Raw genomic sequence first — 988 nt, 5'->3', positions numbered from 1 at the left:
AGACTCGTAGCGGATAGCTCAGTAACACGTGGCCAAACTACCCTACAGAGAACGATAACCTCGGGAAACTGAGGCTAATAGTTCATACCGTACCCGCGCTGGAATGCCAGGTACACCAAACGCTCAGGCGCTGTAGGATGTGGCTGCGGCCGATTAGGTAGACGGTGGGGTAACGGCCCACCGTGCCGATAATCGGTACGGGTTGTGAGAGCAAGAACCCGGAGACGGAATCTGAGACAAGATTCCGGGCCCTACGGGGCGCAGCAGGCGCGAAACCTTTACACTGCACGACAGTGCGACAAGGGGACCCCGAGTGCGAGGGCATACAGTCCTCGCTTTTGTGAACCGTAAGGTGGTTCACGAATAAGAGCTGGGCAAGACCGGTGCCAGCCGCCGCGGTAATACCGGCAGCTCGAGTGATGACCGATTTTATTGGGCCTAAAGCGTCCGTAGCTGGCCGCGTAAGTTCATCGGGAAATCCATCCGCTCAACGGATGGGCGTCCGGTGAAAACTACACGGCTTGGAGCCGGAAGACCCAAGGGGTACGTCCGGGGTAGGAGTGAAATCCCGTAATCCTGGACGGACCGCCGATGGCGAAAGCACCTTGGGAAGACGGACTCGACAGTGAGGGACGAAAGCTAGGGTCTCGAACCGGATTAGATACCCGGGTAGTCCTAGCCGTAAACGATGCCTGTTAGGTGTGGCACCCACTACGAGTGGCTGCTGTGCCGTAGGGAAGCCGCTAAACAGGCCGCCTGGGAAGTACGTCCGCAAGGATGAAACTTAAAGGAATTGGCGGGGGAGCACTACAACCGGAGGAGCCTGCGGTTTAATTGGACTCAACGCCGGACATCTCACCAGCATCGACAATAGCGATGATTATCAGGTTGATGACCTCTATACTGAGCTATTGAGAGGAGGTGCATGGCCGCCGTCAGCTCGTACCGTGAGGCGTCCTGTTAAGTCAGGCAACGAGCGAGACCCGCA

General features: G+C 57.3%; 1 rRNA gene. It reads left to right on the top strand.

Annotated elements, in window-relative coordinates:
• A 16S ribosomal RNA gene (locus tag AUR64_RS01835) occupies positions 1-988 on the top strand; the annotation flags it as partial.

This window comes from Haloprofundus marisrubri (assembly GCF_001469955.1).
Lineage (GTDB): Archaea > Halobacteriota > Halobacteria > Halobacteriales > Haloferacaceae > Haloprofundus > Haloprofundus marisrubri.
This window is presented reverse-complemented; position numbering and strand designations above follow the sequence as displayed.